General features: G+C 34.1%; 4 protein-coding genes. 1 reads left to right on the forward strand and 3 read right to left on the reverse strand.

What is annotated here, in order from left to right:
• Positions 1 to 4,933, reverse strand: a 4,933-nt coding sequence (locus tag WFZ86_RS19840; RefSeq protein ID WP_342693567.1) for an amino acid adenylation domain-containing protein, incomplete at its 3' end; no start/stop codon positions are given.
• 1,249 nt (positions 4,934 to 6,182) lie between these two features.
• On the opposite strand from WFZ86_RS19840, the gene WFZ86_RS19845 reads away from it, so the two are divergent.
• Entirely contained in the window at positions 6,183 to 6,941 is a 759-nt protein-coding gene (locus WFZ86_RS19845; protein WP_342693568.1) for a response regulator transcription factor, read from the forward strand.
• Positions 6,942 to 6,944: 3 nt separating this feature from the next.
• Here the strand turns inward: WFZ86_RS19845 and WFZ86_RS19850 are convergent, their stop codons facing one another.
• A complete protein-coding gene (locus WFZ86_RS19850) occupies positions 6,945 to 7,706 on the reverse strand; it encodes a ThiF family adenylyltransferase (RefSeq protein ID WP_342693569.1) in 762 nt (253 codons plus the stop codon).
• Positions 7,707 to 8,068: 362 nt separating this feature from the next.
• Positions 8,069 to 9,036: non-ribosomal peptide synthetase (locus WFZ86_RS19855; protein ID WP_342693570.1), on the reverse strand; the 968-nt coding region annotated here is incomplete at its 5' end.

The raw sequence follows: 9,036 nt of genomic DNA on the forward strand, positions 1-9,036 counted from the left end.
AAATGGATAAGATCCCCAATAAAGACCAGTTCGAAGTATCCATCATGATCCCCATCAAATCATTTTCTTTCAGGTCGTAAGTTTGTTGATAGTAATACGCTAATTTCGTAGCGGCTTCATCCAGCTCTTTATACGTCATACGGCTATCATTATAAACAAATGCAATAGCATCCGGAGTTTTAGCTGCCTGTGCCTCAAAAAGAGACAATACAGTTCCTTCTCCTGAAAATAAATAATCAGGGGTATTACAGTCTACTACCAATGCCTGCTCTTCTTCTGTGCTTAACATCGTCAAATCACCTATTGATGAGGTTCCGTTTTCTAAGACAGCTGTTAATAAGTTCTCGTAATGTGATCTTAATCCTGATGCGGTAGCAGCACTAAAAAGATCAGTGCAATAGTTGAATGAAAAAGAGATTCCTTCAGGTCCGTCTTCAGCAAAAATCGTTAGATCATACTTCGCTATATCATAGTTCATTGCCATCGGTTCAATGGTAATATCACTGAATTCTGCTACTTTTGCTCCCGGATTGTTGTTTAAAACGAACAATACCTGGAATAAAGAACTTCTGCTTTTATCTCTTGTTTTTTCTACACGATCTACTACTTTTTCAAACGGAACAGCGATATGATCATAAGCTTCTAAAGTGGTTTGTTTTACCGATTTCAGCAACTCATTAAACGATGGGTTACCAGATAAATCGCTTCGAAGAGCCAAAGTATTCACAAAGAATCCGATCATAGATTCTAATTCCTGCTGCGGACGATTGGCAACGGTAGTTCCGATACAGATATCTGACTGTCCGCTGTAACGATATAACAACACTTTGTAAATACTCGATAGCAACATGAATAAAGTTACTCCCTGTTCTTTTGCATAAGTGCGTAGTGCCTCGCTGCGGTCGCTGTCTAATTTTAAACCGATGAAATCTCCACGGTTGCTTTGAACAGCAGGTCTAAGATAATCAGTAGGCAGTGCTGAAGGAGCTACGTCTCCTAATTTTGACTCCCAATAATCTAATTTCTTTGCTAAAACATCGCCAGACAACTCAGAACGCTGCCAAACCGAATAATCTGTATATTGAAAACTAAGCGCCGGTAAATCGGCTTCTCTTCCTGACGCATACGAAGCATAAAGCTCTTTAAACTCATTAACAATAAGGGATTCAGACCATCCGTCAGTCGCAATATGATGACGTACCAATACTAAAATATGTTCTTCATCTGATATCTTTATAATTGTAGCACGAAGCATGTAATCTTTTGATAAATCAAATGGTTTGTTCACCTCTTTGGCAATAAGACCCTGATAATCATTAGTCCCTGATATAATATTCAATTCCCAACGATTAGTGGATTGCACTCTTTGGTAAGCAATACCTTCTTTTTCTACAAACACGGTGCGTAACGTTTCATGACGCTCTACAATAGTTTTTAAAGCCTGAGAGAGATAAGTGGTGTTTAGCGGACCTTTTAAGTTTAACAAAACCGGCATGTGATAATGCTCGCTTCCTTTTAACTTGTCGATAAACCATAAACGCTCCTGAGCATACGACAACGGAATATTGGCAGGTAACTCTTGTTTGGTTACCAACGGAAGTACGGCAGTATTGTCCTTACCTTCTATAAAAGCGGCTAAAGCTGAGATTGTTGAATTATTGAAGATATCTGTTATGGTCACCGAAACATTCAACGTATTTTTAATAGCCGATAGCAGACGAACAGCCAATAAAGAATGCCCACCTAATTCAAAGAAAACATCTGTCACTCCTACTCGCTCTATTTTTAATAAATCCTGCCAGATACCAGCCAAAAGCTCTTCTGTTTCGGTAATAGGAGCTACATATTCCTGCTGAACAAAATCACTACTGCTTACTGTGGGTAATGCTTTTTTATCGACTTTACCATTTGAAGTTAAAGGAAGTTTTTCTAATGGAATAAAGTAAGACGGAATCATATAATCAGATATAATTTCTCTTAATGAAGTCCTTAGATCCGAAATATTATAGGTTTCTGAAGTCGTAATATAGGCTACTAATTCTTTCTCTCCATTTTTATTCTCAAATGCTACAACTACTGCATCCTCTATTTCTGATTGTTTTAATAAGGCATTTTCTACCTCACCCAATTCGATTCTATGACCTCGTATTTTTACCTGATTGTCTTTTCGTCCAATAAATTCAATATCCCCACTTGGTAACCATTTACCAATATCTCCTGTTTTGTATATCAGTTCTCCGGGAATAAAAGGATGTGCGACAAACTTTTCTTCTGTTAATGCTCCCTGATTTAGATACCCTTGGGCTAATCCATCTCCTCCCACACAAATCTCTCCGGAAACACCAATGGGTACTAACTCATTATTGCTGTCTAATATATATGACGTACTATTTGTTATAGGGGATCCTATAGGAATCGTTCTCTGATTTTTTCTAACTTCTTTAATTTCGTAATAAGTAGAAAATGTAGTGTTTTCTGTAGGTCCATATACGTGATGAAGATTTACATCAGGATACAACTCTTTAAACTTCATTACATGTTTTACAGAAACCTGCTCACCACCAAATAATAGGTGTTTTAGATTTTTTAATGAACTTAGTTTAGCTTCGACTATAGTATTGAAAAATGCTGTTGTTAAAAAGAAACTATCAATTTTTTCTGCTGCTATCAGAGCATCAAACTGGTCGAGATCTAAAAAGATGTCCTTAGCAGCTATCACAAGGGTTCCTCCGTTCAAAAGAGGCATATAGATATCAAAAGTAGCTCCATCGAATGCAAAGTTTGATAGCCCTAGGATACTATCAGCTGCATTAATTTTAATATAATTTGTATTTTTTACTAATCTGACGATAGATTTTTGTTCGATCACGACTCCTTTAGGCACTCCAGTAGAACCAGAAGTATACATCACATAGGCAGCCGAATCCGACTTTACAATCTCTACTTCATATCTTGTTTCGTACTGATCTGCTGTTTGTTTGAAAGCCTGCAAAATGCTGTCATTTATGCTAACTTTACAATTTGTATCCTCTTTAATAAACGAAATTTTTTCTGGAGCAAATTCCGGATTTATAGGAACATATACAGCTCCTAGTTTAAGAATTCCAAACATAGCCACCAAAAACCACTCATTGCGATCCAATTCTAAACCTACCATATCGGCAGCTTGAATATTGTGTTCTGATTGTAAAAAATGTACAAATTGGTTGGACAACTCATCTAATTCTTGGTAAGTAAGCTTTTTATCTTCGAATACTACTGCCGTTTCATTCGCTCTTTGTGCTACTTGCTCTTGGAACAGCTGCACAACAGTTTTATCATTTGGATACAAAACGTTGGTTGTATTAAAATCATACAGCAACTGATGCTGCTCTTCCTTTGTTAAATATTGTATCGCCTTTATCTCTTCATTAGGACTCGCAAAGAGCACATCTAATAATTGCTTATAGTGCCTCATCAATCTTTTGATCATCTCTATTTCATATACATCACAATTATAGATGACGTCAAAAGAAATATAATCCGCTACTTCGGTAAAAGTAAATTGCAGATCAAACTTAGCCATCGTAGTCCCGATGTCTGTTATTTTGTCAAAATCTTCAACTGAAATCGTAGCATCCGTTATTGATGCTTCTGAATTTTGAACTGTAAGTATTACATCAAAAATAGCATTTCGGCTGATATCCCGTTTGATATTCAAATCATCTATCAAACGATCAAACGGATACATCTGATGTTCAAATGACGTTAAGGTATCTTCTTTTACCTGATCATAAAACGCTGCAAAACTCTCTTGTGGATTCACAGTATTCAGCAATGCTAAAGTATTGACATAAAACCCTATCTGATCTGTTAAATCAGCATGATCACGTCCTGCAACCGGGCTGCCAATAATAATATTTGTATTAGATGTATATTTGTGTAAAAGAACATTCAAAGTTGTCAAAAGGCTAATAAAAATACTTCCTCTTTTTTCTTCTGTAAAACGTTTGATTTCTTCAGTACTCTTTTTAGAAATATAAGATCTCAGATGTTGTCCGTTATGTGTTTTCACTGCAGGTCTCAATGCTTCTGAAGGGAGATCTAAAACTGGACAATCTCCGGAAAGACGCTCTAACCAATATTCTTTATCCGTATCTGCTTTTGCTGTCTCTAATTGTACAGCTTGCCAATTTGCATAATCTTTATATTGAATCTTAAGAAATTCAAGGTCAGGAACATTGCCTTTCACAAAGGCCTCATAAAATGCAAATACATCTTTTGCTAATACATTCATAGACCAGCCATCGCTAATAATATGATGCATATTATAATAGAAAACATAAGTTTCCTCTTCTGTCTGTAATAAACTTACACGAAATAAAGGTCCTTTTTCTAAATCAAAGGGTACATATGAATCTGTATTAATATAATGGGCTACGCTTGCTTGTTTATCAACAGCATTTCTAAAATCTACATAAGATAGTTTAAAATTTACCGCTGCAGCTGGCTGCACGTATTGTCTAACGTCTCCGTTCTCCTTCATTTTGAAAATAGTACGTAAGATCTCGTGACGCTCTATAGTCGCTATAATGGCTTTTTGAAGACATTCAATATCATAGCTCCCTTTCAGAGTAGTATGCATAGGCATGTTGTACACGGCAGACCCTCCTTCAAACTGACTTAAGGTCCAAAGACGGCGCTGTCCAGCCGATACCTCATAACTTTCTGATACAGCAACAGGCGAAATCATTTCAAAATTAAACTTCGAACTGTTTTTACTGCTTTTTAGTAAGGCAATAAGACGATCTTTGTTGGTTGAAATATCGATTTTATCTTCTGCTGTCAGAGCAGCTGTGTTCCCTGTTACTCTTAAATTCTCTTCTGAATCATCTAGGAAAATTTGTACTTCTTTATTGAATAAACTGCTAATTATTGATTTGATATCTTTCATCTTAATATGTTTTCTTAAATGCTAGAAATTTGATTTTATAGTTGTATAATAATATAGATTAGATTAACCCTTAAATTTTTCAATACTAGGTATAGCTTCGCTACAACCAATCACATGGCTATTTGTTTAGAAATATTTGATAATGTTTTTTTTTAAAATTCTCAAAAAACAGGCTTAGGTAATTTTAGAAGTTCCCTGATAAATCATCCTACATTTTGAGCATCTAGTAAAAACTAAGAAAATATAAACTGATTTTTTTCTCTTTTTTACTGAAGTAAACTTACAATACAAAATTTCACTTCTTGCTACACCAAAGTGTAGTTCAAGGCAACCATATAATAAACTACCTTATTGGGTAGTTTAAGACTTTAGCCTCCACCCTTAGACATCCTCAAACAAAACCAAATTCTTGCTCTAATTATAGAAACTATAAATAATCTGTATGAAGCACTTACTAGTAAGGTTTCAGAACCCAAATGCTGAATAGATTTCTTAATAGCCTAAGTTAGAATTACCGTTAAGTCTTACATCACGAAATAATATGACATTATTCTCAGTAAAACGAATGTTTTTAAGGGCACGTACTGGTCCAATAGCTCAAACTAGAAGCTTTTTTATAGATGTTTATGTATTCCTCTTTTAATCACAAAATGGCCAATATGCTAGATTTAATTACTATATCTTGTACTGCATAAACAAACGGATTTATGCAATACATTTTTTAAATCCAGATTTCAAGAAAGTAACGAGCTTTGACAACAGATTGATAAAATTCTTTTTCAATCACTCATTATGACTATTAGTTTACCAAGATCACTTTGAAAAAAATTAAAATCCCAAAAAAATCTAATTTGATAATGGTAAATCGAATCGATATTTTTCATTATGAGCATCTACAAAAAAATAGAATTGAATATTTATTGATGTTTTTTGTGATTACAAATCCTATTGTACTAAAAATCTCATTTCGACTTATTGCAAATTTGTAGTTGCTTTTGGATATCATAGTCTTTCATTTTACTAAAACTATCTCCACAATTTCCTTATACATGTTATAAAACAATAATTAGAAAAAAAGCCCATACCTGGTTTTGTCAAAAAAAGTAAGAAAAAGACTTAATTAACAATAAAGCAATATGATATCCTTATAGTTATTTCTGAATTGACGTTAAATTCGTGTAGAAATAAAAAATATTTAACATCATATCTCCAATTTTCCCTATATTCACAACATAAAAAATAAAGTGATATGGTAATTGAAAACGATTTTTTTTCATCTAACAATACAGTTAATAAAATTTCTGAAGATGAAACTCTTAAACTTGCAAATTATCTCGAACTCGTAAAAGCTTTTGCTAGAACGACTTACAGCAGTATCTACATTATAGATTATGAAAAAAAAGGGTTTGAATATGTATCAGAAAACCCTTTGTTTTTGTGCGATCATACACCTGAAGAAGTGCAGGAACTAGGGTATGCCTTTTACTTCAAATATGTAGTCAAGGAAGATCTTGATTTGTTATTAAAGATTAACACTATAGGATTTGATTTTTATCAAAACATCCCTTTGGAAGAGCGCATACATCATACTATTTCATATGATTTTCGCTTAAGAAATCCCAGTGGGAAGACTTTTCTAGTGAATCAAAAACTAACTCCCATTTTTTTAACCAACGATGGTAAAATCTGGAAATCAATCTGTATTATTTCACTTTCCTCAGAACTACAATCAGGGAACATAAAAATTTATAAAAAAGGAGAAAATAAAATCTTCAGCTATGACTTGGAAGGAAATTTCTGGAAAACTGAAGAGAAGATTACACTTACAAGCCGCGAAAAAGAAGTATTACAATACTCCATAAGGGGATTTACAATCGCCAATATGGCTGAAAGCATGTTTGTTTCTGTAGATACCATAAAATTTCACAAACGAAAACTATTCACAAAACTGGGCGTAGGAAACATTGCTGAAGCAATAGCCTACGCAACCAGTAATAAATTGATTTAAAAACTATAGTTCCTCATCGATAATAGTTGACAGATAAAACTCAGGGAATTTTTTAAACTTTTTTCCTGTGGCAATATTATATAATAAATGGGTACATACAGCAGCTACTGACCATGATGCAATAGACAATTGTGGCGGTGGCAAAGATTCTTTCTCATTTTTATATTTTTCGATAATACCGTCGATCCAACTTTGTGGATTTCCCCAAAATCTCATATAACTTGAGGCATACTCCACCATGGTAACTTCATTGAACTGTTCATCATCATTTGCTATTGCGTTTAGTAGAAGTCCGTCCTTTGCAATTACAGTAACCAGACTTCCCCAACCTATATTGTATGGATGCAGAATCGGAATATCTAGTTTTTGACATGCTGTATCGAAAATCAATGGTACTGGAGATGAAAAATCAAGCGCATTGATTGCTGCCTTATGTCCTTTAATATGATCCCCTACATTTTCAACGGTTAAGAAAAAATCGAGGCAATTAATTTGCGCATTTTTATTAATCGATTTCAATCGCCTGGCCAAAGCATCGACTTTGTTTGTATCGACATCATCTTCTGTATAATTCTGTCTGTTCAAATTAGACCGCTCTACCTGATCACCATCAACAATCGTGATTTTTTCAAAACCAAACCGCAGCGCGCATTCAGCAATCACGCTACCGATACCGCTTCCCGCTAACAAAATTGGAAAGTTTTTTATAATCTCTTGCTCTTCTTCAGTAAGATAAAGCCTATTTCTTGAATACCGATCTTCCATAAGTTCCTTTTTAAGTCAAAATTAAGCATAAACAACTGGTATTTCTTTAATCAAAAGGGTAGTTTTTTCACTGGATCATCAGCAGAATAACTACTTTAACAACACTTAGAAAAATTATAGCCTTTAGCTAACAATCAAACTGATGAAAAAAAAAAAATGACCTTTGAAAACAGTTAGTTTTAAACAAAAAACTAATAATCTACTTGACAAACTACTATAATTCTATAGCGACTCCAACTATTTCATATAACGAGTTAATTATAAAGAGCATATAAAACTAAAAACAGTTCCAAGAACACTTTAGTATAATTCTGTAAATATTTTTTTTACAAAAAGCCTATTGAGCTAGCCTGAATTGTAATTTAAAAAAATAATTCTTCACCAATAACACTACATATATTTTGCTGCTTATTTAATAGCTTTATCGATTCTAAATAGCAAGCAAGATTAATAATCGTTGGGTCATTATATAATTCTTTAAGTTCAATTTTTATGTTAAACTCTTTTTGAATTTCATAAATCACCTGATTTGCTTTTAAGCTATTTCCTCCTAATTCAAAGAAATTGTCGGTAATACCTATTTTTTCCAATCCTAATATCTCCTGCCAGATCACAACCAATTGGTTTTCAATCTCATTTCTTGGAGCTACATACTCAGCCTGAATAATATCATCTGTGCTTACGGAGGGTAATGCATTCTTATCGATTTTACCATTAGGAGTAAGAGGAAACTCATCCATAAAAACATAATAACTTGGTAACATGTAATCAGGTAATTCTCGTGCTAATAATAATCGAAGCTGTTGTTTATCAATAACAGCTGTACTAACAAGATAACTTACAAGAACCTGCTCTCCTTGAACCATCGCTGCGATAACAACACATTGATCGATGTCCTGCTGGGCTTCTAAAACATGTTCGATCTCTCCAAGCTCTACCCGATGCCCTCTTATTTTAACCTGGCTATCTTTTCTTCCTATACAAACTATGGTACCATCAGGTAACCATTTGCCTAAATCTCCCGTTTTATAAAGTTTTCCTATTTCACAAAAAGGATTGGTAACAAACTTTTCTGCTGTTAATTCCGGCTGGTACAAATAACCTCGAGATAAGCCATCTCCAGAAATACAAATCTCACCAATTACACCTATTGGTTGTAAAGCCAATGCATCAGAGAGGATATAAAACTGGGTGTTATCAATCGCTTTACCAACTGGTACTGAACTTTCATAAAATCCTTCTACTCTATAATAACTGCTATAAGTCGTATCTTCCGATGGACCGTATAAATTTCTTATTGCAATTCCAGAACCGTTAAAGTAATTAGCGA

This window comes from Flavobacterium polysaccharolyticum (genome assembly GCF_038739875.1).
GTDB lineage: Bacteria > Bacteroidota > Bacteroidia > Flavobacteriales > Flavobacteriaceae > Flavobacterium > Flavobacterium polysaccharolyticum.

What these genes read in the sequence shown, in the direction of transcription:
- WFZ86_RS19850 (WP_342693569.1), bottom strand. Translation starts at nt 7,706, where the DNA reads ATGGAAGATCGGTATTCAAGAAATAGGCTTTATCTTACTGAAGAAGAG.
- WFZ86_RS19845 (WP_342693568.1), top strand. Translation starts at nt 6,183, where the DNA reads ATGGTAATTGAAAACGATTTTTTTTCATCTAACAATACAGTTAATAAA.